At 73.3% G+C, this 26114-nt stretch carries 28 protein-coding genes and 1 pseudogene; 20 read left to right on the forward strand and 9 right to left on the reverse strand.

The genetic code is table 11. The annotated features are described in order from the left end of the window. Positions 1-56 precede the first annotated feature (56 nt). The 3 genes from OG799_RS08125 to OG799_RS08135 form a co-directional block, all read right to left on the reverse strand. Positions 57-743, reverse strand: coding sequence for a response regulator (locus OG799_RS08125; protein ID WP_406044434.1), 687 nt, complete (start codon positions 741-743; stop codon positions 57-59). Positions 744-834: 91 nt separating this feature from the next. Further along, on the reverse strand, positions 835-2025 hold the full coding sequence (locus OG799_RS08130) for a sensor histidine kinase (protein ID WP_406044435.1): 1191 nt from the start codon (positions 2023-2025) through the stop codon (positions 835-837). Between the two features lie 79 nt (positions 2026-2104). Further along, positions 2105-3019, reverse strand: a complete 915-nt coding sequence (locus OG799_RS08135; protein ID WP_406044436.1) for a RecB family exonuclease — start codon at positions 3017-3019, stop codon at positions 2105-2107. Between the two features lie 144 nt (positions 3020-3163). Between OG799_RS08135 and OG799_RS08140 the strand changes: the two genes are divergently transcribed. From OG799_RS08140 to OG799_RS08150, 3 genes are all read left to right on the forward strand, one after another. Continuing rightward, a complete protein-coding gene (locus OG799_RS08140; protein WP_406046236.1) occupies positions 3164-4255 on the forward strand; it encodes a site-2 protease family protein in 1092 nt (363 codons plus the stop codon). After that, a complete protein-coding gene (locus tag OG799_RS08145) occupies positions 4252-5256 on the forward strand; it encodes a tRNA (adenine-N1)-methyltransferase (protein ID WP_406044437.1) in 1005 nt (334 codons plus the stop codon). Before OG799_RS08140 ends, OG799_RS08145 begins: the two co-directional genes overlap by 4 nt. Before the next feature lie 204 nt (positions 5257-5460). Continuing rightward, positions 5461-6033: a hypothetical protein gene (locus OG799_RS08150; protein WP_406044438.1), complete on the forward strand. Its 573-nt coding sequence runs from the start codon at positions 5461-5463 to the stop codon at positions 6031-6033. A 97-nt stretch (positions 6034-6130) separates the two neighbouring features. Here the strand turns inward: OG799_RS08150 and OG799_RS08155 are convergent, their stop codons facing one another. Continuing rightward, on the reverse strand, positions 6131-6427 hold the full coding sequence (locus OG799_RS08155; RefSeq protein WP_406044439.1) for a ferredoxin: 297 nt from the start codon (positions 6425-6427) through the stop codon (positions 6131-6133). A gap of 177 nt (positions 6428-6604) precedes the next feature. Between OG799_RS08155 and arc the strand changes: the two genes are divergently transcribed. From arc to prcA, 6 genes are all read left to right on the forward strand, one after another. After that, positions 6605-8386: a proteasome ATPase gene (arc, locus tag OG799_RS08160; RefSeq protein ID WP_406044440.1), complete on the forward strand. Its 1782-nt coding sequence runs from the start codon at positions 6605-6607 to the stop codon at positions 8384-8386. Between the two features lie 184 nt (positions 8387-8570). Next, the gene (gene dop / locus OG799_RS08165) at positions 8571-10088 is read left to right on the forward strand and encodes a depupylase/deamidase Dop (RefSeq protein ID WP_406044441.1); all 1518 of its coding nucleotides are present in this window, start codon (positions 8571-8573) and stop codon (positions 10086-10088) included. Positions 10089-10195: 107 nt separating this feature from the next. Further along, the gene (locus OG799_RS08170; protein WP_109803889.1) at positions 10196-10408 is read left to right on the forward strand and encodes a ubiquitin-like protein Pup; all 213 of its coding nucleotides are present in this window, start codon (positions 10196-10198) and stop codon (positions 10406-10408) included. After that, positions 10386-11084, forward strand: coding sequence for an endonuclease VII domain-containing protein (locus OG799_RS08175; RefSeq protein WP_406044442.1), 699 nt, complete (start codon positions 10386-10388; stop codon positions 11082-11084). Before OG799_RS08170 ends, OG799_RS08175 begins: the two co-directional genes overlap by 23 nt. After that, positions 11003-11842 (forward strand): proteasome subunit beta, encoded by an 840-nt coding sequence (gene prcB / locus OG799_RS08180; RefSeq protein WP_406044443.1) that lies wholly within the window; start codon positions 11003-11005, stop codon positions 11840-11842. The genes OG799_RS08175 and prcB overlap by 82 nt, the downstream gene beginning before the upstream one ends. 61 nt (positions 11843-11903) lie before the next feature. Next, on the forward strand, positions 11904-12737 hold the full coding sequence (gene prcA / locus OG799_RS08185; protein ID WP_406044444.1) for a proteasome subunit alpha: 834 nt from the start codon (positions 11904-11906) through the stop codon (positions 12735-12737). Positions 12738-12828: 91 nt separating this feature from the next. Here the strand turns inward: prcA and rfbB are convergent, their stop codons facing one another. Then, positions 12829-13806: a dTDP-glucose 4,6-dehydratase gene (gene rfbB, locus OG799_RS08190; RefSeq protein WP_406044445.1), complete on the reverse strand. Its 978-nt coding sequence runs from the start codon at positions 13804-13806 to the stop codon at positions 12829-12831. A gap of 137 nt (positions 13807-13943) precedes the next feature. Between rfbB and pafA the strand changes: the two genes are divergently transcribed. The 5 genes and pseudogenes from pafA to OG799_RS08215 all read left to right on the forward strand — a co-directional run bounded on the left by pafA (position 13944) and on the right by OG799_RS08215 (position 17887). Continuing rightward, positions 13944-15302, forward strand: coding sequence for a Pup--protein ligase (gene pafA, locus OG799_RS08195; RefSeq protein ID WP_406044446.1), 1359 nt, complete (start codon positions 13944-13946; stop codon positions 15300-15302). 60 nt (positions 15303-15362) lie between these two features. Then, positions 15363-15557, forward strand: coding sequence for a hypothetical protein (locus OG799_RS08200; protein WP_130335140.1), 195 nt, complete (start codon positions 15363-15365; stop codon positions 15555-15557). A 227-nt stretch (positions 15558-15784) separates the two neighbouring features. Further along, positions 15785-16793 (forward strand): annotated as a pseudogene (locus OG799_RS08205) (winged helix DNA-binding domain-containing protein). Positions 16794-16876: 83 nt separating this feature from the next. Then, positions 16877-17302, forward strand: coding sequence for a membrane protein insertion efficiency factor YidD (gene yidD, locus OG799_RS08210; RefSeq protein ID WP_406044447.1), 426 nt, complete (start codon positions 16877-16879; stop codon positions 17300-17302). A 36-nt stretch (positions 17303-17338) separates the two neighbouring features. Beyond that, positions 17339-17887, forward strand: a complete 549-nt coding sequence (locus tag OG799_RS08215; RefSeq protein WP_406046237.1) for a carboxymuconolactone decarboxylase family protein — start codon at positions 17339-17341, stop codon at positions 17885-17887. A gap of 9 nt (positions 17888-17896) precedes the next feature. Here the strand turns inward: OG799_RS08215 and OG799_RS08220 are convergent, their stop codons facing one another. Both OG799_RS08220 and OG799_RS08225 read right to left on the reverse strand, forming a co-directional pair. After that, complete coding sequence (locus OG799_RS08220; protein WP_406044448.1) at positions 17897-18982, reverse strand: DUF3866 family protein; 1086 nt, start codon at positions 18980-18982, stop codon at positions 17897-17899. Positions 18983-19038: 56 nt separating this feature from the next. After that, positions 19039-20043, reverse strand: coding sequence for a cation diffusion facilitator family transporter (locus OG799_RS08225; RefSeq protein WP_406044449.1), 1005 nt, complete (start codon positions 20041-20043; stop codon positions 19039-19041). A gap of 151 nt (positions 20044-20194) precedes the next feature. Here OG799_RS08225 and OG799_RS08230 point away from each other — a divergent pair, with 151 nt between their 5' ends. The 5 genes from OG799_RS08230 (at position 20195) to tatC (ending at position 23988) form a co-directional block, all read left to right on the forward strand. Then, a complete protein-coding gene (locus OG799_RS08230) occupies positions 20195-21193 on the forward strand; it encodes a helix-turn-helix transcriptional regulator (RefSeq protein WP_406044450.1) in 999 nt (332 codons plus the stop codon). Further along, on the forward strand, positions 21190-22197 hold the full coding sequence (locus tag OG799_RS08235; protein ID WP_406044451.1) for a helix-turn-helix transcriptional regulator: 1008 nt from the start codon (positions 21190-21192) through the stop codon (positions 22195-22197). The genes OG799_RS08230 and OG799_RS08235 overlap by 4 nt, the downstream gene beginning before the upstream one ends. Before the next feature lie 10 nt (positions 22198-22207). Beyond that, on the forward strand, positions 22208-22456 hold the full coding sequence (locus tag OG799_RS08240) for a hypothetical protein (protein ID WP_406044452.1): 249 nt from the start codon (positions 22208-22210) through the stop codon (positions 22454-22456). 215 nt (positions 22457-22671) lie between these two features. Next, a complete protein-coding gene (gene tatA / locus OG799_RS08245; RefSeq protein ID WP_406044453.1) occupies positions 22672-23016 on the forward strand; it encodes a Sec-independent protein translocase subunit TatA in 345 nt (114 codons plus the stop codon). A gap of 18 nt (positions 23017-23034) precedes the next feature. Further along, positions 23035-23988: a twin-arginine translocase subunit TatC gene (gene tatC, locus OG799_RS08250; protein ID WP_406044454.1), complete on the forward strand. Its 954-nt coding sequence runs from the start codon at positions 23035-23037 to the stop codon at positions 23986-23988. A gap of 127 nt (positions 23989-24115) precedes the next feature. Here the strand turns inward: tatC and OG799_RS08255 are convergent, their stop codons facing one another. Beyond that, positions 24116-24703: a TOPRIM nucleotidyl transferase/hydrolase domain-containing protein gene (locus OG799_RS08255; protein WP_406044455.1), complete on the reverse strand. Its 588-nt coding sequence runs from the start codon at positions 24701-24703 to the stop codon at positions 24116-24118. A 129-nt stretch (positions 24704-24832) separates the two neighbouring features. On the opposite strand from OG799_RS08255, the gene OG799_RS08260 reads away from it, so the two are divergent. After that, positions 24833-25219: a hypothetical protein gene (locus OG799_RS08260; RefSeq protein WP_406044456.1), complete on the forward strand. Its 387-nt coding sequence runs from the start codon at positions 24833-24835 to the stop codon at positions 25217-25219. A gap of 7 nt (positions 25220-25226) precedes the next feature. Here OG799_RS08260 and OG799_RS08265 read toward each other — a convergent pair whose 3' ends face one another. Continuing rightward, positions 25227-26111 (reverse strand): ABC transporter substrate-binding protein, encoded by an 885-nt coding sequence (locus OG799_RS08265; RefSeq protein WP_406044457.1) that lies wholly within the window; start codon positions 26109-26111, stop codon positions 25227-25229. Positions 26112-26114 lie beyond the last annotated feature (3 nt).

The raw sequence follows: 26114 nt of genomic DNA on the forward strand, positions 1-26114 counted from the left end.
CGCGCCGCCGATGGTCACGGTAGGTGACGAGGGCAACTCCCCGGCCCGCCCGTCGCTCACGCCCCCGGACGCACCAGTCCGGTCTCGTACGCCAGCACCACCGCCTGCACCCGGTCGCGCAGCCCCAGCTTGGTCAGCACGTGCCCGACGTGGGTCTTGATGGTGGTCTCGCTGACCGACAGCGCCCGGGCGATCTCCGCGTTGGACAGGCCCCGGGCGACCTGCACCAGCACCTCCCGTTCCCGCTCGGTCAGCGCGTTGAGCGCCTTCGGCGGGCTCGCCGCCGGGTCGGGCAGCGCGTCGGCGAAGCGGTCCAGCAGCCGCCTGAGGATCCGCGGCGCCACCACCGCCTCCCCGGCGGCCACCGTGCGGATCGCGGTGACCAGGTCCTCCGCCGGCACGTCCTTGGCCAGGAATCCGCTCGCCCCGGCCCGCAGCGCGCCGACCACGTACTCGTCGAGGTCGAAGGTGGTCAGGATCAGCACCCGCACCGGCAGCCGGGCGTCGACGATGGCCCGGGTCGCGGCGACGCCGTCCATCCGGGGCATCCGGATGTCCATCAGCACCACGTCCGGCAGCAGCCGCCGGGACAGCTCCACCGCCTCCAGACCGTCCCCGGCCTCGGCCACGATGTCCAGGTCGTCCTCGGTGCCGAGCACCATCCGGAAGCCGGTACGCAGCAGCGGCTGGTCGTCGGCGAGCAGGATCCGCACCGGCCGTGCCGGCGCCGTGCTGTCGGTCATCGGATCTCCCCGTCGTGCTGCTCGTGCCGGTGCGGCCCGTCGGGCCGGTTCCGCGTTCCGGGCCGGCGTGAACCCCGAGATCCTCGGCCGGTCACGCGGGGACCACCCCGACCGGCTCCAGCGGGATCCTCGCGTACACCCGGAAACCGCCGCCCGGCCGCGGACCGGTCCGCAGGATCCCACCGTAGAGGGCGACCCGCTCGCGCATGCCGACCAGTCCGTGTCCGATCCGGTCGGGTGTCGGAGCCGGGCCGCGCCCGGTGTCGGTTACCTCCACCGCCAGGGAACCGTCGGCGAAGGTGAGCCGGACCAGGGCGGTCGCCGCGCCGGCGTGCTTGAGCGCGTTGGTCAGCGCCTCCTGCACGATCCGGTAGACGGCCAGCGCCACCCCCTCCTCCATCGGGCCGGGCGTGCCGTCCACCCGCAGGGTCACCGGCAGGCCCGCCTCCCGCACCTGCTCGACCAGCGCCTCGATGCCGGCCAGGCCCGGTTGCGGGGCCAGGTCGGCGGCCGGCTCGGCGTCGGTGCGCAGCACGTCCAGCAGCCGGCGCATCTCCCGCAGGGTGGCCCGGCTGGTCTCCTCGATGGTGGCGATCGCCTCGTCCGCCGTGTCCGGGTCGCGGCGCAGCACCCGGCGGGCGCCGGTGGCCAGCACCCCCATCACGCTGACGTGGTGGGCGACCACATCGTGCAGCTCACGGGCGATCCGGCGGCGTTCGTCGGCGACCGCCTGCTCGGCCAGGGAGCGCTGGTTCGCCTCGGCGACCCGGGCCCGCTCCCGCAGCGCCTGCGTCGACTGCCGCCGGGCGTGCACCGCCCGCCCCACCGCGTACGCCACGGAGGCGGTGAGCAGGTTGTTGAGCACCAGCCAGGCGGGACCCATGTCGAGCACGCCGTCCAGCGGGGCGATCGTGTTGGCCAGCGCCACCGGCACCCACAGCAGCACCGCGGCCAGCGTCGCCGGCCGCAGCGGCCGGTGCGCCGCCATCGTGTACGTGAGCACGACGAAGGTCACGCCCTGCGTGGTCGGGGCGTGCCCGAGCAGCACCGGCACCGCCAGGGTGGCCATCGCCGCGCCGACCGCCGGCCACGGGGCGATCCGGCGCAGCGCCACCGGCGCGGCGCAGAGCACGCTCCAGCCCAGCGCGGCCGGCAGCTGCCCGGGGCGCAGCTCCCGCGGGGTGAGCAGGAGGAACACCAGGTCCAGCAGCACCAGGGCGACCGCGAGGCAGCCGTCGACGGCCAGCGGCCGGTGCCGTGCCCACGCCCTCAGCCGATCCATCACACCGGAACGCTAACCGCCGTCCGGCGCGACCCGTCGTCGCCGATGCCGAACCCGCTCTCCTCCCTGGGGAGGAGACTCACTCGTCCGCGCCCGGGGGGACCGGCCCGGAGCGGGCGTCGCGCAGGGGGTCCGTGGTGGCGGTGACCGGGAAGGGCGGCGGGGTGCCGCCGAAGCTCGGGCAGTGCGCCTGGTGGCTGCACCAGTCACAGAGCCGGCTGGGCCGGGGCCGGAAATCCTGCCGGGCGGTGGCCTGCTCGATGGCCTGCCAGAGCGCCACCACGGTGCGCTCGAAGCGCAGCAGCTCCTCGGCGTCCGGGGTGTAGTCGCAGATCTCGGCGTCCTTGAGGTAGAGCAGCCGCAGCACCCGCGGCACCACCCCCCGGGTCCGCCACAGCACCAGGGCGTAGAACTTGAGCTGGAACAGCGCCCGCGCCTCGAACGCCTCCCGCGGCGCGCCGCCGGTCTTGTAGTCGACCACCCGCAGGGCCCCGTCCGGCGCGACGTCGAGCCGGTCCAGGTAGCCCCGGATCAGCAACTCGTCGTCGACCACCGCGGAGATCAACGCCTCCCGCTCGGCGGGCTCCAACCGGCGCGGATCCTCCACCGCGAAGTAGCCCTCCAGCAGCGCGGCGGCCGACCGGAGGAACTCGGCGACACCGACGGCGTCACCCTCGGCGAACAGGCCCGCCAGCTCCGGCTCCTCGGTGACCAGCCGGTCCCACTGCGGGGCCACCAGGTCGCCCGCTGACTCCGGCGTGCGGGCCGCCGCCGGCAGGTCGAACAGCCGCTCCAGCACGGCGTGCACCAGCGTGCCCCGGGCCTGCTCCACGGTGGGCCGCTCGGGCAGCCGGTCGATGCTGCGGAAGCGGTAGAGCAGGGGGCAGGTCTTGAAGTCCGCCGCCCGCGACGGCGACAGCGACGCCCGGACCGTGGGTGGCACCACCACCGTGGCGAGGGTGTCCTGCGCGTCGATCACCGGTTCCGCCGTCATGTCCGGAAGGTTAGGGCAACGGTGTGACAGGGCCGCCGTCGCCGCACCGGCACATGATCCGCGCCGCGTAGCATCGGTGCGGTGCAGCAGCCGTCCCGACCACCACGCCGGCGCGGGCGCCGTCCCGGCCTGACCGTGGGCCGGGTGTTCGGGGTGCCGCTGCACCTGGACGCCTCGATGCTGCTGCTCACCCTGGTGGTGACCGTCGCGTACGCGGCACTGGTCCGCCGCCAGCTCGACCTCGGCCCGGTGGCCGGCTACCTGGTCGGCGCCGGCTTCGTCGTCTCCCTGCTCGGCTCCGTGCTGCTGCACGAGCTGGGACACGCGCTGACCGCCCGCCGGTACGGCATCGGTGTGCGCGGGATCACCCTGGAGCTGCTCGGCGGGTACACCGAGATGGACCGGGACGCGCCCAGCCCCCGGGTCGAGCTGCTGGTCTCGCTCGCCGGCCCGGCGGTCTCCGCGGTGCTCGGCGCCGCCGCCGTCGTGGCCACCCTCGCCGTGCCCGACGGCACCCTGGCCGACCAGCTCGCCTTCCAGCTCGCGGCCAGCAACGTGGTGGTGGCGATCTTCAACAGCCTGCCCGGGCTGCCGCTCGACGGCGGCCGCGCCCTGCGCGCCGCCGTGTGGGCGCTCACCCGGGACCGGCACCGGGGCACCGAGGTGGCCGGCTGGGTGGGCCGGGCCGTCGCCCTCGGCACCCTGGCCGTGGTCGTCGCGCTCACCCTGCGCCGGGCGCTGCCGCCGGTGCTGCTGCCGCTGCTGCTGCTGGTGGCGTTCACCCTGTGGCGGGGCGCCGGCCAATCGATCCGGCTGGCCCGGATCAGCCGCCGCTTCCCGCTGATCGACCTGGCCCGGCTGGCCCGGCCGGTGCTGCCGGTGCCCAGCGGCACCCCGCTCGCCGAGGCGCAGCGCCGGCGCGCGGAGGGCACCGCCCCCGACGCCGCGCTCACCGTCGTCGACTCCGCCGGCCGCCCGGTCGCCCTGGTCGATCCGGCCCGGGCCGACGCCGTACCCCCGGAACGCAGGCCCTGGCTCGCGGTGGACGCGGTGTCCCGCGGCCTGGACACGGTCCCGACCCTGCCGGTCGGCGCGGACGGCGAGCGGGTGATGCAGACCGTGCAGACCCACCCGGGCGCGCAGTACGTCGTGACGGCAGGCGAAGATGTCGTCGGCGTTCTGCACATCGCGGATCTGGCGCAGCTCCTGGAACCCAAACGGAAGATGAACACGTGACCGCACAGCCCTCCACCGTCCCGGCCGATCCCGCCGTCCCGGCGCTGCCACCCGTGCACCGGGGGCCGTTCCGCCCCGGCGACCGGGTGCAGCTGACCGACCCGAAGGGGCGGATGCACACCGTGACGCTGGAGCCCGGCAAGGAGTTCCACACCCACCGCGGCATCCTCAAGCACGACACGCTGATCGGCCTGCCCGACGGCAGCGTCGTCACCACCACCGGGGGCGGCACCGCCTTCCTGGCGCTGCGCCCGCTGCTGTCGGACTACGTGCTCTCCATGCCCCGCGGCGCCCAGGTGATCTACCCGAAGGACTCCGCGCAGATCGTCGCCATGGGCGACATCTTCCCCGGCGCGAAGGTCCTCGAGGCCGGCGCCGGCTCCGGCGCGCTGTCCTGCTCGCTGCTGCGGGCCGTCGGCACGGAGGGTGAGCTGCACTCCTTCGAGGTGCGCGACGACTTCGCCCAGATCGCGCGGCGCAACGTGGAGGCGTTCTTCAACGGGCCGCACCCCGCCTGGCGGCTGCACGTCGGCGACGTCGCGCAGTGCCGGGAGACCGGCTTCGACCGGATCATCCTGGACATGCTCACCCCGTGGGAGACCCTCGACATGGTCGAGCGGGCGCTGGTGCCCGGCGGCGTGTTCATCGGCTACGTGGCCACCACCCCGCAGCTGTCCGAGCTGGTCGAGGCGCTGCGCGAGCGGGGCGGCTGGACCGAGCCACGGGCCTGGGAGTCGCTGGTCCGCGACTGGCATGCCGAGGGCCTGGCGGTCCGCCCGGACCACCGGATGATCGCACACACCGCGTTCCTGGTCTCCGCGCGCAAGCTCGCCCCGGGGGTCACCGCGCCGCCGCGCCGCCGCAAGCCCAGCAAGGGCACGGAGGCGTACGTCCAGCGCCGGGACGCGCTGCGCGCCGCCGAGGCGGCCCGCCAGGCGGCGGCCGACCAGGTCAGCGGGGCCGCGCCGGCGGTACCGGCGGAGGAACTGGATCAACCGTGACGGGGTGCCCTGGGCGACCGGGCATGCGGCAGGCGATCATGTGTCCCGGCGCGGACCGGCGCCGGCACGACACCGAACAGGCGGAGACGGTGGCATGAGCGAGCGGATCGGGGCGTACGGCGGGATCCGACCCCGCACGGGCCTCGGCGGCGACGGTCGGGGCGTCCGGCCCCGCGCCGCGCGGGCGGGGGCGGGGGCGGTGGCATGAGCAGCCCGAGCTTCGGCAACGGTGACCTGCCCGCGGTCTTCCCCGACTGGTCTCCGTACACGGACCTGGAGTCGGCGGCGCGGGCCTACCTGCGCGACCCGGACGTGGCCCTGGAGGCGCTCGGCGGGGTGCTGCGGGGCGCCTCCGTGCTCGGCTTCACCCTGGAACGCTTCGTCAACGAGGTCAACGGGGTGTGGCAGGAGGTCGTCGTCTGCGACGGCAGCCGACTGGTGCTCTGGCACGGCGAGGACGTACCGCCGGGGGAGGGACCGCCCGGGTCGATGACCTCGTCGCTGCGGGTGGTGCCGGTCTCCACGGTGACCGAGGTCGGCTGCCGCCGGCGGCTGACCCGGGCCGACACCGGCGAGATCCGGGTCGACAGCATCGACGTCTACCTGCTGCTGACCTCGCTGGACGAGGCGCCGCCCGGGGACGAGATGGGCGGCGGGCCGCGGCACGACGCGCTGCGTTTCGGCAAGACCCTCGACGACGGCGGCGCGGGTCAGATCGCCCGGCTCGAGGAGTTCGCCCGGTTGGTCGCCTCGGTGGTCGGCCGCCCGATGCTCTGAACCGGTCCGCGCCACCCCGCCGCCCGGCGGATGCCGGGTCGGCTCGGCACACCGCGGCCGCCGGCCGGGTCGCCCGCCGGCCCGGCTGGCGGGCGGCTCAGTCCTCCTCGGCGTCCGGGCCGGCGACCTCGACGCCGTCGCTGCCGCGCACCACGTGGATGCACTCGCCCGGGCACTCCTTCGCCGAGTCGATCACCTCGAGGCGCAGGTGCTCCGGCACGTCCACCCGGCTGCCCGGGGCCAGCCGCAGCTCACCGTCGGCGCCCTTGACGTAGGCCAGGCCGTCGACGTCGAACTCGAAGACCTCCGGCGCGTACTGCACGCAGAGCCCGTCACCCGTGCAGAGGTCCTGGTCCACCCAGACCTGCAGCTGGTCCGTCGTGACCTGCGTCATCGTGCACCCCTCATGTTCTCCCGTGCCACGCTCCGACGGTACCCGAACGCCGGTACCCGCCCGCCGACCAGCCCTTGGCGATCAAGCTTCGGTGACGAGCGCGTTGCGCGGGACCGAATCGGGCTCATAGCGGCTAGTGTTAGGTCAGAACGTTCAAGCCCCCCGGGGAGGTGGGACGTGGCACGCAGCGACGACGCGGACTCGCGCGCCGCACGGTGGGAGAAGGAGGCCCACGATCTCTCCACGCAGGTCGCGTTCCTTCAAGAGGAACTCGCTCTGGTGCGGCGCAAGTTGACCGAAAGCCCCCGACACGTCCGGCAGCTCGAAGAGCGGCTGGCGGCCACCCAGGCACAGTTGGCGCGGCTGACCGAGAACAACGAACGGCTCGTGAGCACCCTCAAGGAGGCTCGCGCGCAGATCGTGACGCTCAAGGAGGAGATCGACCGCCTCGCGCAGCCACCCAGTGGCTACGGCGTCTTCCTGGCGAAGCACGACGACGGGACGGTGGACGTGTTCACCGGCGGGCGCAAGCTCCGGGTCGCCGTCTCGCCCTCGCTGGAGGTCGACGAGCTCCGGCGCGGCCAGGAGGTCCTGCTCAACGACGCCCTCAACATCGTCGACGCGTTCGGCTACGAGCGGGTCGGTGAGGTCGTGATGCTCAAGGAGATCCTCGCGGGTCCCGACGGCGCCCCGGGCGACCGGGCGCTGGTGGTCTCGCACTCCGACGAGGAGCGGATCGTGCACCTCGCCGAGACCCTGATCGGCTCGCCGATCCGGGCCGGCGACTCGCTCATGATCGAGCCCCGCTCGGCGTACGCGTACGAGCGGATCCCGAAGAGCGAGGTCGAGGAGCTGGTCCTGGAGGAGGTGCCCGACGTCGACTACACCGACATCGGCGGCCTCCACGCGCAGATCGAGCAGATCCGCGACGCGGTCGAGCTGCCCTTCCTGCACGCCGAGCTGTTCCGCGAGCACCAGCTCCGGCCCCCCAAGGGCATCCTGCTCTACGGCCCGCCCGGCTGCGGCAAGACGCTGATCGCCAAGGCGGTGGCCAACTCGCTGGCCAAGAAGATCGCCGAGCGGGAGGGCAAGGAGAGGCACACCAGCTTCTTCCTCAACATCAAGGGCCCGGAGCTGCTCAACAAGTACGTCGGCGAGACCGAGCGGCACATCCGGCTGATCTTCCAGCGGGCCCGGGAGAAGGCCGGCGAGGGCACCCCGGTGATCGTGTTCTTCGATGAGATGGACTCGGTGTTCCGCACCCGCGGCTCCGGCGTCTCCTCCGACGTGGAGAACACCATCGTCCCCCAGCTGCTCAGCGAGATCGACGGCGTGGAGGGCCTGGAGAACGTCATCGTCATCGGCGCCTCCAACCGGGAGGACATGATCGACCCGGCGATCCTGCGCCCCGGCCGGCTCGATGTGAAAATCAAGATCGAGCGGCCGGACGCCGAGGCGGCCAAGGACATCTTCTCCAAGTACATCCTCTCCGGGCTGCCCCTGCACCCGGACGATCTGGCCGAGCACGGCGGCGACCCGCAGGCCACCGTGGCGGCGATGATCGACGCGGTCGTCCTGCGGATGTACTCGGAGACCGAGGAGAACCGCTTCCTCGAGGTCACCTACGCCAACGGCGACAAGGAAGTCCTCTACTTCAAGGACTTCAACTCCGGCGCGATGATCCAGAACATCGTCGACCGGGGCAAGAAGATGGCCATCAAGGAGTTCCTCACCTCCGGGCGCAAGGGGCTGCGGCTGCAGCACCTGCTCGACGCCTGCGTCGACGAGTTCCGCGAGAACGAGGACCTGCCCAACACCACCAACCCCGACGACTGGGCCCGCATCTCCGGCAAGAAGGGCGAGCGGATCGTCTACATCCGCACGCTCGTCTCCGGCGGCAAGGGCGCGGAGGCCGGCCGGTCGATAGAGACCGCCAGCAACACCGGCCAGTACCTGTAGGCCCGACCAGCACGACGGAGGCCCGTGGCGCGCACGCGCGCCACGGGCCTCCGCGCGTCCACGCCCGACGGCCCGCGCGTCGCCACACCGTACGCCCGCACCGCGCCGTGCCCCCTTACCGCGTGCCGGCGACTACGCTCGACGTGACGGGGGACCGGGACGGGCGAGCGGGAGCGGGCAGTCGATGAGCGTAAGACGGATCATGGGCACCGAGGTCGAGTACGGCATCTCCGTGCCCGGCCAGGCCGGGGCCAACCCGATGGTCACCTCCTCGCAGGTGGTGAACGCCTACGGGGCGCGCCCGGAACTCAACCGCGGTGGCCGGGCCCGCTGGGACTACGAGGAGGAGTCGCCGCTGCGCGACGCCCGTGGCTTCACCTACTCCGGCGCGGCCTACGACCCGGCCGAGGCGCTCGCCGACGAGGACCTCGGGCTGGCCAACGTCATACTCACCAACGGCGCCCGGCTCTACGTCGACCACGCGCACCCGGAGTACTCCACCCCCGAGGTGACCAACCCCCTCGACATCGTGCGGTGGGACAAGGCGGGGGAGCGGGTGATGGCTGAGGCGTCCCGCCGGGCCGCCACCATCCCGGGCACCCACCCGATCCACCTCTACAAGAACAACACCGACAACAAGGGCGCCAGCTACGGCGCCCACGAGAACTACCTGATGCGGCGGCAGACCCCGTTCGCCGACATCGTCGCGTACCTGACGCCGTTCTTCGTCACCCGGCAGATCGTCTGCGGCGCCGGCCGGGTCGGCATCGGCCAGGACGGCGGCCAGAGCGGCTTCCAGATCTCCCAGCGCGCCGACTTCTTCGAGGTCGAGGTGGGGCTGGAGACCACCCTCAAGCGGCCGATCATCAACACCCGCGACGAGCCGCACGCCGACGCCGACAAGTACCGCCGGCTGCACGTCATCATCGGCGACGCCAACCTCTCGGAGATCTCCACCTACCTGAAGGTCGGCACCACCGCGCTCATCCTCACCATGATCGAGGAGAAGGCGCTCGGCTCCGACCTGGGCATCGCCGACCCGGTCAGCGAGCTGCGCGCGGTCAGCCACGACCCGTCGCTGAAGCACCTGATGCGGCTGCGCGACGGCCGCAAGCTGACCGCGCTGGACGTGCAGTGGGCGTACCTGGAGCGGGTCCGGTCCTTCGTGGACGACCGGTACGGCAGTGACGTCGACGAGCAGACCGCGGATGTGCTGGACCGCTGGGAGAGCGTGCTGGACCGGCTCGGCCGGGACGCGTTCCTCTGCGCCGACGAGTTGGACTGGGTGGCCAAGCTGCGGCTGCTGGAGGGGTACCGGGAGCGGGAGAAGCTCGCCTGGGGCTCGCACAAGCTCCAACTGGTCGACCTGCAGTACTCCGACGTCCGGCCGGAGAAGGGGCTCTACCACCGGCTGGTGTCGCGCGGGTCGATGAAGACGCTGCTGACCGACGAGCAGACCCGGACCGCGATGACGGAGCCCCCGGAGGACACCCGGGCCTACTTCCGCGGCCGCTGCCTGGCCCAGTACGCCTCGGAGGTGGTCGCGGCGAGCTGGGACTCGGTGATCTTCGACGTGGGCCGGGAGTCGCTGGTCCGGGTGCCGATGATGGAGCCGGAGCGGGGCACCCGCAAGCACGTCGGCGCGCTCTTCGACCGGTGCGACACCGCCAAGGATCTGCTGGAGACCCTGACCGGGGGCTGACCGCCGCCGGACAGCAGCCCGTCGTACGTCGGAAGCCGGCGCGCGGCGGGCTTTTCGTCGCTCCCGCGAGGTAAGTTCATCGCAGGCGATCGTGGAGGAGGCACCTGATGGCTACGCAAGAAGGCGGCCAGACCCAGTCCGGTAAGTCGACCCAGGGCGAGGAGATCGAGGACGTCACCGCGCAGGCCAACCCCGAGGTTGCCGAGCGCCACGCCGAGATCACCGAGGACGTCGACGACCTGCTCGACGAGATCGACTCCGTCCTCGAGGAGAACGCAGAAGAGTTCGTGAGGGGGTATGTCCAGAAAGGGGGTCAATGAGGCTTATGCCCGATTTGCCCGGGTCATCGGACAAGGTCTGGCCCGCCAATGCGGTCGGTCGCTGCCCGCCACGGCGTTCCACCGCAACAGGCGACGTCCGGACGGATTGGCGTTCTACTGTAAGACCTGCGCGGCGGCCCGCTCCGAGGCGAGCCGCCGCAAGCGCGGGATCGCAGCGCAGAAGAAGGCCGCCGTTCCGGTCGCCGACGGCTTGAAGTGGTGTCCGGACTGCCAGCAGATCAAGCCGGTCGGGGACTTCCCTCGCACCACCAATGCGAGTGGACGGCACAGTTACTGCAAATCCTGTCACAACGCGCGGGGCAGGGAGAGCAAGGAGCGGCTTTACGGCGGTAGCCGCGAGTACCACCTGCGGCGGCGGTACGGCATCGGGGAGAAGGAGTTCCGGGAGCTTCTCGCCGAGCAGGGCGGCGTCTGCGCCATGTGCGGCGACCCCGATCCGGAACATGTGGACCACGATCATCGCACCGGGTGGGTGCGCGGGATACTCTGCTTCAACTGCAACGGTGGTCTTGGCCAGTTCCGTGACAGTCCCGCGAGGCTGGCCAGGGCGATCACGTACCTGAGAGGAACCACGTGGCAGCGGGTTTTGATCCATCCGGGCGTCTACCAGATGTGTTCACCAACGCGGGGACGTCCTCCTTCACAGCGTTCCTGAGCAAGGTGGCCCCCGAGATGCTGCCCGGCCGACGGCCGCTGCCGCCCGGGATGGCCGCCGACCTGGCGCCGCACGCGACCACCATCGTGGCCATCTCCGCCGCCGGCGGCGTGGTGATGGCCGGCGACCGGCGCGCCACGATGGGCAACCTGATCGCCCAGCGGGACATCGAGAAGGTGCACCCGGCTGACGCGTACTCGCTGGTCGGCATCGCGGGCACCGCGGGTATCGGCATCGAGCTGATGCGACTGTTCCAGGTGGAGTTGGAGCACTACGAGAAGATCGAGGGCGCGATGCTCTCGCTGGACGGCAAGGCCAACCGGCTGGCCTCGATGATCCGCGGCAACCTGGGCGCGGCGATGCAGGGCCTCGCGGTGATCCCGTTGTTCGCCGGCTTCGACCTGGCGGCCAGCGACCCGGCGCGGGCCGGTCGGATCTTCAGCTTCGACGTGACCGGCGGCCCGTACGAGGAGACCGGCTACGACGCGATCGGCTCCGGCTCGCTCTTCGCCAAGTCGGCGCTGAAGAAGCGCTTCCGCGCCGGCCTGTCGATCGACGACGCGGTGCGGCTCGCGGTCGAGGCGCTCTACGACGCGGCCGACGACGACACGGCGACCGGTGGCCCGGATCTGACCCGGCGGATCTACCCGGTGGTGATGACGGCGACGGCCGAGGGCACCCGCCGGCTCACCGACGCCGAGACGGCGACGATCGCGGAGGGCGTCGTCTCCGGCCGGATGGAGAACCCGGGCGGCTGACCCCGCTCCCACCTGACCAGTCAGCAGTCCGCAGCACAGCGCCCGAAGGAGAACCGCCGCCGTGGCCATGCAGTTCTACGCCTCGCCCGAGCAGATCATGCGCGACCGCTCCGAGCTGGCCCGCAAGGGCATCGCCCGGGGCCGCAGCGCGGTGGTCCTGAGTTACGAGGGCGGGGTGCTCTTCGTCGCGGAGAACCTCTCCAGCACCCTGCACAAGGTCAGCGAGATCTACGACCGGATCGGCTTCGCCGCGGTGGGCCGGTACAACGAGTTCGAGAACCTGCGCCGCGCCGGGGTGCGGATGGCCGACCTGAACGGCCTGAGCTACGACCGGCGGGACGTCAACGGCCTGGCCCTGGCGAACGCGTACGCGCAGACCCTCGGCGCGATCTTCACCGAGCAGTCGAAGCCGTTCGAGGTGGAGATCTGCGTGGCGGAGGTGGGCGCGACGCCGGAGGACGACGCGCTCTACCGGCTGACCTACGACGGTTCGGTCAACGACGAGCCGGGCCGGATGGCGATGGGCGGCCAGGCCGAGTCGATCTCCGGGGTGCTCAAGTCGCAGCACCGGCCGGACATGTCGCTCAGCGAGGCGGTCCGGGTGGCCATGCAGGCGCTGAGCAGCGTCGGCGGGGAGGGCGGGGCGGCGCGCACCATCGCCGCCAACCAGCTGGAGGTGGCGGTCCTGGACCGGCGCCGGGTGGGGCGGACGTTCCGCCGGATCACCGGGGCGGCGCTGACCGCGCTGCTGGACGGCGACGCCTCGGCCGACGCGGCGCCGGCCCCCGGGCGGGCGAAGACCCCGACCGTGCCGACGGAGGAGGCGAACAAGCCGATCACCTCGGCGGGCTCGGCGGACCTGGAGGGCCAGCAGACCGAGCAGCCGGAGGCGTAGCCGACTGCCCATCGGCGACGTGGCCGTGTCCGACCGAGCTGGACACCGCCACGTCGCCGGACCGCGTCCGACCGACGGCCGGGCGTGGGCGTCAGCGGTGCGGCTTGAGCGGCTCCCACCAGGGCCGGTTGGCGCGGTACCAGTCGACGGTGGCCGCCAGGCCCCGGTCCAGGTCGACGGTGGGGGACCAGCCCAGCTCGCGCCGGCTGGTGGTGCTGTCCAGCGAGTAGCGCCGGTCGTGGCCCTTGCGGTCGGCGACCGGCCGGACCCGCTCCCAGCCGGCGCCGCAGGCGGCCAGCAGCCGTCCGGTGAGCTCCCGGTTGGTCAGCTCGACGGCGCCGCCGAGGTGGTAGACGCCGCCGGCGCGCCCCCGGGTCTGCGCGAGGGCGACGCCGTGGCAGTGGTCGTCGACGTGCAGCCACTCCCGGACGTTGCCGCCGTCGCCGTAGAGCGGCACGTCGTGCCCGTCGAGCAGGTTGGTGACGAAGAGCGGCACGATCTTCTCGGGGTACTGGTAGGGGCCGTAGGTGTTGGCGCCCCGGGTGACGACGACGTCCAGGCCGTGGGTGCGGTGGTAGGCGAGGGCGAGCAGGTCGGCGCCGGCCTTGGCGGCCGAGTACGGCGAGCTGGGGTCCAGCGGGGCCCGCTCGGTCCACGACCCGGTGGTCACGGAGCCGTAGACCTCGTCGGTGGAGACCTGCACGAAGCGGCGTACGCCGTGCCGCAGCGCGGCGTCGAGCAGGGTCTGGGTGCCCACCACGTTGGTGGTGACGAAGGCCGCGGCGCCGGTGATGGACCGGTCCACGTGGGATTCCGCGGCGAAGTGAACGACGACGTCGTGGCTGGCGACGGTGGCGTCGACCAGCGGCGCGTCCCGGATGTCGCCGCGGACCACCCGCAGCCGGGGGTCGGCGCGGACGGGGTCGAGGCTGCCGTCGGTCGCCGCGTAGGTGAACATGTCGAGCACGGTGACCGCGTCGACGTCGACGTCCGGCTCGGCGCCGCCGAGGAGCCGCCGCACGTACGCCGATCCGATGAAGCCGGCGCCGCCGGTGACGAGGATCCTCACGGCTGGGAACGTACCGGCTGGCGGGTCGGGGCGCGGCGGGACCGCCGGTGTGCCGGCGGGCCATGCGTGACGGTCGCCGATGAGACGGCTGGGTGGAGCGCTGCCCATCTGGGGCCTCGGGCGGCTAATGTCACATCATGGAGCGGCGAATCTTCGGCCTCGAGACCGAGTACGGCGTCACCTGCACCTACCGCGGGCAGCGCCGGCTTTCCCCCGACGAGGTCGCGCGGTACCTGTTCCGGCGGGTGGTGTCGTGGGGCCGGTCGAGCAACGTGTTCCTGCGCAACGGCGCCCGCCTCTACCTGGACGTGGGTTCGCACCCGGAGTACGCGACGCCGGAGTGCGACTCGGTCACCGATCTGGTGGCCCACGACCGGGCCGGTGAGCGGATCCTGGAGGGGCTGCTCGTCGACGCGGAGAAGCGGCTGCACGACGAGGGCATCGCGGGTGAGATCTACCTGTTCAAGAACAACACCGACTCGGCCGGCAACTCGTACGGCTGCCACGAGAACTACCTGGTGTCCCGGCACGGCGAGTTCGGCCGGCTCGCCGACGTGCTGATCCCGTTCCTGGTGACGCGGCAGTTGATCTGCGGGGCGGGGAAGGTGCTGCAGACCCCGCGCGGGGCGGTCTACTGCCTGTCGCAGCGCGCCGAGCACATCTGGGAGGGCGTCTCCTCGGCGACCACCCGGAGCCGGCCGATCATCAACACCCGCGACGAGCCGCACGCCGACGCCGAGCGGTACCGGCGGCTGCACGTGATCGTGGGCGACTCGAACATGAACGAGGTGACCACGCTGCTGAAGGTGGGCACCGCCGACATCGTGCTGCGGATGATCGAGGCGGGGGTGGTGATGCGGGACCTGTCGCTGGAGAACCCCATCCGGGCGATCCGCGAGGTGTCGCACGACATCACCGGCCGGCGCAAGGTGCGGCTGGCCTCCGGCAAGGAGGTCAGCGCGCTGGACATCCAGCAGGAATACCTGGCCAAGGCGACCGAATTCGTGGAGCGCCGGGGCGGCGACCAGACCGCGAAGCGGGTGGTGGAGCTGTGGGGCCGGGTGCTGCGGGCGGTGGAGACCGGCGACCTGGACCCGGTGTCCCGGGAGATCGACTGGGTGACGAAGCTGCGACTGATCGAGCGGTACCAGCGCAAGCACGACCTGCCGCTGTCGCATCCGCGGGTGGCGCAGATGGACCTGGCCTATCACGACCTGCGGCGCGGTCGCGGCCTGTACGGGCTGTTGGAGCGGCGCGGCGAGGTGGACCGGGTGGCCACCGACCCGGAGATCTTCGAGGCGAAGGAGACCCCGCCGCAGACCACCCGGGCCCGGCTGCGCGGCGAGTTCATCCGGCACGCGCAGGAGAAGCGGCGGGACTTCACGGTCGACTGGGTGCACCTGAAGCTCAACGACCAGGCGCAGCGGACCGTGCTCTGCAAGGACCCGTTCCGGGCGTACGACGAGCGGGTGGAGCGGCTGATCGCGAGCATGTGACGACGCGGCGGCCGGTGCTGCGGGCACCGGCCGCCGCCGCACCGGTACGCTGGCGTCGCGATGAACACTTCCGAACCCTCCGGCCGCGACAGCGGCACCGAGAAGCTGAACTGGATCGACCGCCGCCGGGAGAAGATCCGCGCCGAGATCGACCGCAACCGCCGGGGCGAGTACACGGTGCCGACCTGGGTGCTGGCGGCGGCGCTGGTCCTGATCGTGGGCGCCTGGCTGGCGCTGATCCTCTTCGCCGGCTGACCAGTACTGTCGGGGGTGGGCCGTAACGTCCTCGGGGACCGGCGCGGAGCCGACGCTCTCGTCGCCATCGGGCTCCGGCCGCCGGGCCCGACATCCGTTCGGCGGGAGGTACGCCCGTGCCGAAAAAGACGACCCGGGCAGGCGTCGGCCCCCGGGTTCCGGTGCTCTCCCGACGCGCGCTGAACCGGGCGACGCTCGCGCGGCAACTGCTGCTCGAACGGGCCCCGATGCCCGCGCTGGACGCGGTGCACCGGTTGGTCGGGCTGCAGGGCCAGGTGACCACTGCCCCGTATCTCGGACTCTGGTCGCGGCTGGCCGGGTTCCGGCGTGACGACCTCACCGATTTGATCCTGCGGCGCGAGGTCGTGCGGGCCACCGTCATGCGGGGCACCCTGCACCTGATCGCGGCCAGCGACTACCGCTGGGTCCGCCCGCTGCTGGACCCGCTGCTGCACCGTCTGCAACGGCAGTTCATTGGGCCGGTTCACCGACGGCCTCGATCTGGCGGAGCTGGTGGATCATGCCGCCGGGCTGCTGGCGGAGGAGCCGGCGAGCAGGACCCGGCTGCGCAGGATGTTGGGCGAGCGCTGGCCGGATCGCGACCGGAGCGCCCTGCTGCACTCCGTGCAGTACCTGCTGCCTCTGGTGCACCTGCCGCCGGCGGGGACGTGGGGCGGCCGGGTGGACGGCCCGTGCGCGCTGGCCGAGAGCTGGCTGGGCGAGCCGCTGGTCCCGGCCGACCCGGCGCCGCTGGTGCGCCGGTATCTGGCCGCCTTCGGGCCGGCGAGTGTGCGGGACCTGCAGGCCTGGTCCGGCCTGACCCGGCTGGCGGAGGTGGTGGAGTCGCTCCGCGGCGAGTTGCGCGTCTTCCGGGACGAGGGCGGACGCGAGCTGTTCGACCTGCCGGAGGCGGACCGGCCGGATCCCGACACCCCGGCACCGGCGCGTCTGCTGCCGGAGTACGACAACATGCTGCTCTCCCATGCGGACCGGACCCGGATCGTCAGCGACGACGACCGTCGGAGGGTGATCACCCCGGCGGTGGCCGCCACGGTCCTGGTGGACGGCTTCGTGCGGGGCACCTGGACGATCACCGGGGACGGCGCGGCGGCGGCGCTCCGCATCCGGCCCTTCGGGCGACTCGGCGGCACCGAGCGCGAGGCGCTGCGGGCCGAGGCGGAGTCGCTGCTCGCCTTCGCCCGCCCCGACCAGCCCGGCGAGGTGCGGGTCGACTGAGGTGGCGCGGGCGGGACGGCCTTGACAGTGCCGTCGGTGCATGATCGTCTATGTCTTTCGTCGGGTTCGATCGAGGGTGGGACATGCCGGTCGCGGAGCCGCCCTGTGCCGCCTGCTGCTACGCCTTCACCGACACCCCGTGCGGCTCGTGCTACACCTCCTGCACCGATGGCCGGGCGGATCTGGCCGCCTGGCTGGCGCTGCCCGAGGTGGTCGCGCGGGCGGTGCTGGGGCTGGCCGTGACCGCTGCGGCGGACGGGTCGCCGGAGCGGCGGGCGTCGACGCGGTTGGCCCTCCGACTGGTCGAGGGGTACCGGGAGCGCATCTCGTCGCGCACCGCGGCCAGGTGCCGGTTCGTGCCGAGCTGCAGCGCGTACGGGTTGACCGCCGTCGACAGGTACGGCGTCCTGCGGGGTTGCCGGATGATCCGCCGCCGGCTGACCCGGTGCCGCAGCTCCGTCGCGTTCGGCACGCCCGACCCGGTGCCGCTGCCCGCGGTGGCGCGCTGACCCGGCAAGATCGGCGCACGGAGAGAGGGTGACGTCATCGCACACATCGACCTCGGCTTCGACGAGCGGGAGCACCCCGGAATCCGGGGCCTGACCAGGTTCCGGCCGGAGACCGCCGGGCCGCTCAACGCCCTGGCGGAGGCGCTGCTGCGGGCGCCGCATCCGACCCTGACCGCAGGTGAGCGGGAGCTGATCGCGGCGTACGTGTCCGACCTGAACGACTGCGGGTTCTGCCGCGCGTCCCACTCGGCGACGGCGGCGGCTCAGTTGCGGGCGGGGATGTCCCTGGTCGAGCAGGTCCGCGCCGACGTGGCGACCGCGCCGGTCGGGGCGAAGCTGCGGGCCCTGCTGCGGATCGCCGCCGCCGTGCAGCGCGGCGGCCGGGAGGTGACCGCCGAACTGGTCGACGCCGCCCGGGCCGCGGGCGCCACCGACCTGGAGGTGCACGACACGGTGCTGATCGCCGCGGCCTTCTGCATGTACAACCGCTACGTCGACGGGCTGGCCGCGTTCACGCCGGAGGATCCGCGGGCGTACGAGATGGGGGCCCGGCACCTCGTGGCGCGCGGCTACCTGGCGGGCTGACGCCGCCGGTCAGCGGGTGAGCCGGGCGGCGTGCCGGCCAGCCGCGGCGGCGGCCAGGAAGTAGGCGTGGTCGGCGTCCAGGCCGCGGCCCATGGTGGACAGCGCCACCGGGGCGCCGCGCAGCGCGGCGTCGAGGCCGTCGGTGGGCACCCGCACGATCGGGTGCCGCCCGGCGAGGGGGGCCAGGGCCGCGTCCACCTGCGCGGCCAGCGCTTCCGCCAGGCCGTCGGGCACCACGAGGTCCGCCGGGGCCAGTGCCACCCGGCCGTACGCGGTGAGACTGTGGTGGGAGACGCCGCGGTGCCGGGGTCGGGGGTCGGCGTCGGAGATCCGCACCGAGCCGACCGGGCGCCCGCCGAGGGTGGCGACGGCGTTGACCGCCTCACCGACGGCGACCCCGGAGAAGCCCCAGCGGGTGCCGGTGCCCAGGTTGCCGGGGCCCTGGGCGACGATGGCGACGTCGGCGCGGAGCACGTGCCGGGCGGCGAGCAACCCGCTGTGCAGGGTGCTGGCCTCCAGGTCGCCGCCGAAGGCCTGGCCGACGCTGACCGTGCCGACGAGGTGGTCGGCGAGCCCGGCGAGGGTACGGGAGAACCAGGCGGGCAGCGCCCCGCCGTCGGTGAGCAGGTACGCCACCCGGGCGTCCGGGGCATCGGCGTGGATCCCGGCGAGGATCGCCGGCAGGGCGGAGTGCAGGTCGGCGGTGACCACCGGCATCCCGTCGAGGCTGTCCACGGCGGCGAGCAGGTCGTGGTGCGGGGAGGCCTCCTCGTCCACGCCGAGCAGGATGGGTTGCAGCGGGGTGTAGCGGGCCTTCACCAGGTGGCCGGCGTCGCGGGTGTCGAGGGCCTGCGGCGGGTCCGGTGGAAGCCGGTCGGGCAGGGCGACGACCAGGGCGTACCCGCCGGTGCCGAGGTCCATCAGCAGGGCGCCGGCGTTCAGCAGCACCCGGTCGCCGGGCTGCGGGTCGCCGACCAGGTCCGGGTAGGCCAGGGCGCGCATCGGGGCGCCGTCTGGCAGGTCGACGTCGAGTTCCGTGGCGCCGGCCCACCGCCGCCGCACCGCCGTGACCGTTCCGGACCGCCATCGCACCATGCCCGGAACGCTATCCGCGCCGGTCGCGGTCGTCGTTCCCGGGTCGGGCGTACCGGTCAGGACTGGCCGGTGGCCTCCTGGTCCGTCGGATGGTCCGGCTCGTGCTGGGTGCGCCGGGCCTGGCCGGTACTGCCGGGCATCGAGTGGGTCGGGTCGAGGAAGACGTACCCGACTTCCGGGTAGCGTTCGGTGAGGCGACGCTCCGCCTCTTCGGCGTCGGCCTCGATGTCGGCGCCGGTGGCTTCGTTGTGAAAGTCGACCTTGGCCGCGACCAGGATGTCCTTCGGGCCGAGCAGCATGGTCATCAGCGTGTCGATCCGGTTGACCGTCGGCAGGCCGGCCAGCTCCCGCTCGATCTCCCGGTGCACCCGCTCCGAGACGGCGCGGCCCACCAGCAGCGAGACGTTGCTCCTGGCCAGGATGGTGGCGACCGCCAGCAGCAGGACGCCGATGAGGATCGAGGCGATGCCGTCGTAGAGCTCGTCGCCGGTGAGGTGGGACAGGCCGAGCCCGATCCCGGCCAACAGCAGGCCGATCAGGGCCGCGCAGTCCTCCAGGAAGACCGCCTTGACGGTGGTGTCGGCGGTCAGCCGCAGGAAGCGGTGCGGGGTGGTGCGCCAGCGGCGGGACTCGGCGCGGACCTGCCGGGCGGCCCGGGCCAGGGAGATCGACTCGATCACGAAGGAGATCGCCAGCACGATGTAGGACACCCGGTAGTCGCCGGTGTGCTTGTGCACGAGGATCGTGGTCACGCCGTGGGTGATGGCGAAGCCGGCGCCGGCCACGAAGGTGAACAACGCGGCGAGGAACGCCCAGACGTAGCTTTCCTTGCCGTACCCGAAGGGGTGCCGGGTGTCGGCGGGGCGCGCGCCCCGACGCAGCGCCAGATAGAGCAGCGCCTCGGTGGTGGTGTCGGCGACCGAGTGGGCGGCCTCGGAAAGCATCGCCGCCGAGCCGGAGATCAGCCCGGCGACCAGCTTGGCGACCCCGATGGCGAGGTTCGCCGCGCCCGCGACGACGACCGTGACGACGCTCTCGGTCTTGACTTCCGCTTCCGACATGCGCTCACCATATGGCCGGTTTCGGCCGGTCGCCGGGCGAGTGGAAACCGGTGCGACAGGCTGTGGCGTCGCTCGCCCGGGCCCCGACGTTCCGCACGGCGCGCCCGCGCGGGTGCGCACCCGCGCCGCGCGGGCTGCTAGCGTTCAGCACGTGTCGCGGACCCGCACCGAACGCCTGGTCAACCTGGTGATCTGCCTGCTGTCCACGCGACGGTTCCTGACCGCCGCGCAGATCGCCGCGACCGTGCCCGGTTACGAGCACGATCCGGACGATGCGAAGGACCACGAGGCGTTCCAGCGCAAGTTCGAGCGGGACAAGGCGGAGCTGCGCGAGCTGGGGGTGCCGCTGGAGACCGGCACGGCGAGCGTCTTCGACGCCGAGCCCGGCTACCGCATCGCCCACCGCGAGTACGCTCTGCCCGACATCCCCCTGGAGCCGGACGAGGCCGCCGCCGTGGGCATCGCCGCCCGGCTGTGGCAGCACGCCGGCCTGGCCGCGGCCGCTTCCTCCGGGCTCGCGAAGCTGCGCGCCGCCGGGGTGGACGTGGATCCGCAGGCCACCCTGGGGCTGGAGCCGATGGTCACGGTCGACCCGGCGTTCGCCCCGCTGACCGCCGCCGCCCGGGACCGGCGGGAAGTCAACTTCGACTACCGGGTGCCGGACCGGGACGCGTCGAGCCGTCGGCGGCTGCAGCCGTGGGGCGTGGTCTGCTGGCGCGGCCGGTGGTACGTGGTCGGCCACGACCTGGACCGGGACGCCACCCGCTGCTTCCGCCTCTCCCGGGTGATCGGCGCGGTCCGGGTGACCGGCGAGCCGGGGGCGTACGAGCCGCCCACCGGGGTGGACCTGATCAGCCACGTCGCCCGCTGGTCGGGGCCCGTGGAGCGGACCGGGCGGGCCACCGTGCAGGTGGTCCCGGGCCGGGCCGCGGGGCTGCGTCGCTGGGCGGTGGAGAGCAGCACCGGGCCGGACGGCGACCGGCTGGTCCTGCCGTACGCCGACCCGGACTCCCTGGCCGGCCAGCTCGTCGGGTACGGCCCGGACGTGCGGGTGCTGGACCCGCCGGAGGTGCGCGAGGCGGTCATCCAGCGGCTGAAGGAGATCGCCGCCCGGCACGACGAGCTGGCGGTGGCCGGGGGTGCCCGGTGACCCGGCCGGCGGCCCGCGGCGGTCGCGCCTCGGCGGACCGGCTGGCCCGGCTGCTCAACCTGGTGCCCTACCTGCTGGCCCGGCCCGGCATCGAGATCGCCGAGGCGGCCGGCGACCTGGGGGTGACCGAGCGGCAGCTGCGGGAGGACCTGGAGTTGCTCTGGGTCTGCGGGCTGCCCGGTTACGGCCCCGGTGACCTGATCGACATGGCGTTCGACGGTGACCGGGTGACGATCACCTACGACGCCGGGATCGACCGGCCGCTGCGGCTCACCCCGGACGAGGCCCTGGCGCTGGTGGTGGCACTGCGGATGCTCGCGGAGACCCCGGGCGTGGCCAACCGGGAGGCCGTCGAGCGGGCCCTCGTCAAGATCGAGAACGCGGCCGGCGACCTGGTGGCGGCGCCGGTCGAGGTCCGGCTGCCCGGGGAGACCCGGCGGGTGCGGGAGCTGCGCGCGGCGGTGGAGCGCCGCCGGGCGCTGCGGATCACCTACTACACGGCCGCCCGGGACGAGAGCACCGAACGGATCATCGACCCGCTGCGGATGCTGATGGTCGAGGGCCGGGCGTACGTCGAGGCGTGGTGCCGCCGCGCCGAGGCGGTCCGGCTGTTCCGGGCCGACCGGATCGACGCGGTCACCGAGCTGGACGAGCCGGCCGTGGTGCCGCCCCAGGCCCGCCCGCACGACCTCTCCGACGGGGTGTTCCGCCCCTCACCGGACCTGCCGCTGATCACCCTGCGGATCGGGCGGGGCGAGCGGTGGATCACCGAGTACTACCCGTGCGAGCGGGTGGCGGCCGACGGCGAGCAGTGGCTGGTGTCACTGCGGGTCACCGACCTGGGCTGGGCCCGCCGCTTCGTGCTCGGGCTGGGCCCGGACGTCACCGTGGTCGCCCCGGCGGAGCTGGCCGAGCAGGTCCGCGCCCAGGCGGTCGCCGCGCTCGACGCGTACGCGACGCCGGCGTGCCCCGCCGATCCGGCGGGGGCCGCCGTCACCCAGTAGGCTGACCGCCGTGGTGACGTGGATCGTGCTCGCGGTGGTGGTCTTCGCGCTCGTCGTGCTGGCCCTGGCGGTGCGGCCGGTGCTGGCGCGGCTGCCCCGGCTGCGCCGGGCTGCGGTGGCGCTGCAGCGGCGCCAGGCCGAGGCGGAGTCGCTGCGAACCGCCGCCGAGGCGCTCCAGGAGCGGGCCGAGGCGTTGCAGGCTCGGTCCGCCACCGCCCAGGAGCGGGTGGCGTTGATCAAGGCCAAGCGGGGCAAGTGATCGATCGGGGTCGGTCCGCCGTGCGGTAGCTGCGCGTTCGGCGCGGATTGCGCGCAGGAACGCGCCCTCGCAGACGGTTGACGGGACACTCCGGGTTGACCGAGACTTCACCAGCCGGGCCCGCACCGACAGGCCCGGTGGGTGGCAACCGCTCTCGGCGCACGTACGATGGGCTGCGACCGCCCCTCAACGACACAGAGCGACTGGAGCTTCCCATGGGTGCCCTCAAGCCGTGGCACATCGCCGTACTTGTGGTCGTGCTGATCCTGCTGTTCGGCGCGAAGCGGCTCCCCGACGCGGCCCGCTCGCTGGGCCGCTCGCTGCGGATCATCAAGGCCGAGACGAAGAGCCTGCAGGACGACGACCGTGACCTGGCCGAGAAGGCCGACGCGCAGGCCGGCTACCAGCCGCTGCCGCCGTACGCCGGTCAGCAGCCGCAGCAGGGTTACGCGCCGCAGCAGCCCCCGCAGCAGCAGTACGCCCAGCAGCAGTACGCCCCGCAGCCGCAGCAGCCGGTCGCCCCGCCGGTCGACCCGGTGCAGCGCGTCCGCGAGAACTGACGCAAAGGGGCCAGCACTGTGGCCTTCGCACTGAAGAAGCGCGGCCCGAGCACCTTCGAGCGGGCCGCCGACGGCTCGATGACGCTCATCGAGCACGTCCGTGAGCTGCGCACCCGTCTGTTCCGCGCCTCCCTGGCGATCGTGGCCGGTCTGATCGCCGGCTTCTGGCTGGCGGATCCGGTCTTTCTGGTGTTGAAGCGGCCGTACTGCCGGCTGCCCGACACGACGAACGCGCTGGGACAGTGCCAGGACCTCCTCGCCCTGGCCCCGACGACCGGTTTCGTCCTCAAGCTGAAGCTGGCGCTCTGGCTCGGCCTGATCATCGGTGGGCCGGTCTGGCTCTACCAGCTCTGGGCGTTCATCGCCCCGGGTCTGCATCGGCACGAACGCAAGTGGGCGTACGTCTTCGTGTCGATCGCCGCGCCGCTCTTCGCGGCCGGCGCGGTGCTGGCCTACTTCGTGGTCGACAAGGGCCTCGGGTTCCTGATGGACTCCGGGGTGGGCGGGCTGTCCAACCAGTTCGAAGTTAGCGCGTACATCGCCTTCGTCACCAACATGATCCTGCTGTTCGGGGTGGCGTTCGAGTTCCCGCTGATCCTGCTCATGCTGAACTTCGCCGGGGTGGCCAGCGCGAAGCGCCTGCTGAGCTGGTGGCGCGCGGTGATCTTCATTGCGTTCGCCTTCGCCGCCATCGCCACGCCGGACCCCGGCCCGTTCGGCATGACGCTGCTGGCCACCGCTCTCTCCCTGCTCTACTTCGTCGCGGTCGGGGTGGCGTTCCTGAACGACAAGCGGCGCGGTCGGGGCCGGGGGATCTACTCCGACCTCAGCGACGACGAGGTGTCGCCGCTGGACCTGACGCCCGAGCCGGTCGAGGCGGGGCAGCGGGTTGACACGGTCGCCCCGATCGGGGCGCCGGAGCCGGTCGCCGCGCCCGCGCCCATCGAACAGCGCTACGACGACATGACCTGACGGGCTCTCCGGAGCACCGACCCGGACGCCGCCCCTGGTGGGCGGCGTCCGGCGTTCCGGCGGCCGAGGGCCGGCGGCGTCGTGCCGCCGGGGCTGGCGCGGCGTCACGGGCCCGGGGAGAGCCCGGTCAGACGTGCGCCAGCAGGCGGTCGAGGGCCGGCGGCGCCTGGTCGGGATCGAGGGCGCCGGCGAGCAGACCGGCGTAGTGGCTCTTGCGGCCGGACCGGGTGCCGATGAAGCGGTGCAACTGCCGGGCGAGCGGGCGGTCGTGCTGGGCGGGCTGCCGCTGGAAGAGCCGGAACGATCGGAGGTCGCCCGCCTCCTCGACGACCCGCTCGACCGCTGTCGTGCCGAGCGCCCGGATCAACTCCTCCTCCAGGTCGGCGACACAGACCTGGAAGCCGAGGGCCGCCATCCGGTCCCGGGTCAGGTCCGCGCCGAGGCCGGCCCGTTCCAGGCCCCGTCGGACGTACCCCTCCTCGGCGGCGTCGTAGAGACCGGCGAGGCGGCGGTCGAGGCCGCGCGGGCCGAGCAGGTCGAGGAAGTGGCCGACGTTCGTGACCCCGCCCATGGGGACGACCGCCACCCCGTCGAGGGAGCGGCCGCTACGTGCGGCCACCGCCGCCAGGGCGCACCGGTCGCTGGCGCCCTCGACCAGCACCACCGTCGCCGCGTCCAGGCTCGCCGCGAGATCCAGCGCGGTCCGCAGCTCCACCGCCCACCTCCGTGCCCGCCGACGGCGTCACCATGCCGGCTGCCCACCGGGACAGGCAAGCGGATATTCGGCGTATCCGCCGGCGCCGGCGGGGCAGCCTGGGGATGATCTCCCGCGCATACTGGCGCGGTGCTGGACGAAGACCGGGGCGGCCGTCCCGATGCGGCCTCGGCGTTGCGCTTCCTGACCGAGCTGATCGCCTGGGTCGCCACCCCCTGGGCGCTCGCCGCCCATTCGGTGCCGCTGGCCGTCGCCGCGGTGCTGGTCCTGATCGGTCTGCCGACCGTGTTCGCGACCCCCGGCGACAAGCGGCAGGTGCTGGTGCCCGTGCCCGGCACGGTGACGATCGGTCTGGTCGTGCTGCAACTGGTCGCCGCGGGAGTGTCGGCCTGGCTGGCCTGGCCGACGGCGGTGGCGGTGGCGGTCACCGGGCTGGTCCTGCTGACCGTGGTGACCGAACTGCCGCGCTGGCGTCGGCTCGCGCCGCTAGGTCGGGACGGCCGCCCGGTGGGCTGACCGGACCTCAGGCCACCCGACGGATGTGGCCGGCCGGCGGCGCCGGCACGGCGTCCGGGTGCAGGATCGCCGCGATCGCCTCGACCCCGTCGACCAGCCGGGGCCCGGCCCGCACGATCAACCCGTCCGCGTCGACGGCCCAGACCTCCGCGTCCGGGAAATGCGGGGCCACCGCCGCGGCCTGGTCGGCCGCCCCGTCGAGGTGGAAGCCGCACGGGGTGACCAGCACGACCTGCGGCGCCGCGGCCCGCAGCGCCGCCCAGGTGGTGGCCGTCGAGCGGGCGCCGGGGTGCCCGGCCACCGGTTCGCCGCCGGCGGCCCGGACCTGGTCGGGGATCCAGTGACCGGCGCCGAACGGCGGCTCCACCCACTCCACCACCGCGACCCGGCGCCGTGGCCGGCCGGCCACCGCTGCGGTGACCGCCGCGAGTCGCGCCCGCAGGCCGTCCACCAGGGCCGCCGCCCGATCCGGTACGCGGGCCGCAGCGCCAACCGAGACGATGCTGGCGAACACCTCCTCCAGGGTGTACGGATCCAGCGACAGCACGTCGGCCCGGCAGCCGAGGTGGTCCACGGCGTCGGCCACCCGCCCGGCGGGCAGGGCGCAGACCCGGCACAGGTCCTGGGTGAGGATCAGGTCGGGGTCGAGCCCGGCCAGCGCGCCCTCGTGCAGGGTGTAGAGGTCGGCGCCCGCGGCGAGCTGCCCCTTGACGTACGCGTCGATCTCGCCGGGGCTCATGCCGCGGGTGTCCCGGCCGCCCACCACGACGGTCGGGCCGCCCCGGTGGGTGGCCGGCACCTCGCACTCGAAGGTCACCCCGACCAGCTCGTCGCCGAGCCCCAGGGCGTAGACGATCTCGGTGGCGGACGGCAGCAGGGAGACCAGGCGCATCCC

It is taken from the genome of Micromonospora sp. NBC_00898 (assembly GCF_045207895.1).
Taxonomy (GTDB): Bacteria; Actinomycetota; Actinomycetes; order Mycobacteriales; family Micromonosporaceae; genus Micromonospora.

Coding starts and splice junctions, on each gene's coding strand:
- dop (WP_406044441.1), top strand. CDS start 8,571: ATGAGCGTAAGACGGATCATGGGCACCGAGGTCGAGTACGGCATCTCC.
- OG799_RS08220 (WP_406044448.1), bottom strand. CDS start 18,982: ATGGTGCGATGGCGGTCCGGAACGGTCACGGCGGTGCGGCGGCGGTGG.
- OG799_RS08155 (WP_406044439.1), bottom strand. CDS start 6,427: ATGACGCAGGTCACGACGGACCAGCTGCAGGTCTGGGTGGACCAGGAC.
- OG799_RS08170 (WP_109803889.1), top strand. CDS start 10,196: ATGGCTACGCAAGAAGGCGGCCAGACCCAGTCCGGTAAGTCGACCCAG.
- OG799_RS08175 (WP_406044442.1), top strand. CDS start 10,386: ATGTCCAGAAAGGGGGTCAATGAGGCTTATGCCCGATTTGCCCGGGTC.
- OG799_RS08265 (WP_406044457.1), bottom strand. CDS start 26,111: ATGCGCCTGGTCTCCCTGCTGCCGTCCGCCACCGAGATCGTCTACGCC.
- yidD (WP_406044447.1), top strand. CDS start 16,877: ATGCCGGTCGCGGAGCCGCCCTGTGCCGCCTGCTGCTACGCCTTCACC.
- pafA (WP_406044446.1), top strand. CDS start 13,944: ATGGAGCGGCGAATCTTCGGCCTCGAGACCGAGTACGGCGTCACCTGC.
- tatA (WP_406044453.1), top strand. CDS start 22,672: ATGGGTGCCCTCAAGCCGTGGCACATCGCCGTACTTGTGGTCGTGCTG.
- OG799_RS08225 (WP_406044449.1), bottom strand. CDS start 20,043: ATGTCGGAAGCGGAAGTCAAGACCGAGAGCGTCGTCACGGTCGTCGTC.
- OG799_RS08130 (WP_406044435.1), bottom strand. CDS start 2,025: ATGGATCGGCTGAGGGCGTGGGCACGGCACCGGCCGCTGGCCGTCGAC.
- OG799_RS08150 (WP_406044438.1), top strand. CDS start 5,461: ATGAGCAGCCCGAGCTTCGGCAACGGTGACCTGCCCGCGGTCTTCCCC.
- OG799_RS08135 (WP_406044436.1), bottom strand. CDS start 3,019: ATGACGGCGGAACCGGTGATCGACGCGCAGGACACCCTCGCCACGGTG.
- OG799_RS08125 (WP_406044434.1), bottom strand. CDS start 743: ATGACCGACAGCACGGCGCCGGCACGGCCGGTGCGGATCCTGCTCGCC.
- OG799_RS08200 (WP_130335140.1), top strand. CDS start 15,363: ATGAACACTTCCGAACCCTCCGGCCGCGACAGCGGCACCGAGAAGCTG.